This is a genomic window from Gilvimarinus sp. 1_MG-2023 (assembly GCF_030548285.1).
This window is the reverse complement of sequence record NZ_JAUOSC010000249.1, coordinates 1-402: the sequence shown is the minus strand read 5'-3', so window position 1 is coordinate 402 and position 402 is coordinate 1. Positions and strand designations below refer to the sequence as shown.

Here is a 402-nt window from a genome sequence, read left to right as displayed (position 1 = left end):
GAACAGCACCTTGTCTTTTTACCTTAATGCCTGGCATTTGCAGCAGGCGTGCCGTGCCGTGAACAGCGGTGGCGTGATTGCCTATCCGACCGAAGCCGTCTGGGGGCTGGGTTGTCACCCGGCGGATGAACGTGCGATCGAGCGGATACTGGCGTTAAAACAGCGGCCGTGGCAAAAAGGTCTGGTGGTGGTGGCTGCCTCGTTATCACAGCTGGATGACTGGCTCTTGCCGTTGAGCAGCAGTGATGAAGCTCAGGTGCGTGCCAGCTGGCCAGGGCCGGTGTCCTGGGTGTTGCCTTGCAGGGATGACGTCAGTCCGTTGTTACGGGGCGAACATGCATCGCTGGCGGTGCGTATTGCCGATCATCCACTGGTGTCGGCCTTGTGCCAACAGGTCGGGCC

At 60.4% G+C, this 402-nt stretch carries 1 protein-coding gene; it reads left to right on the top strand.

Features of this window, described 5'->3' with window-relative positions:
* On the top strand, nucleotides 1-402 hold a 402-nt coding region (locus Q4563_RS16645), incomplete at both ends, for an L-threonylcarbamoyladenylate synthase (RefSeq protein ID WP_303605280.1).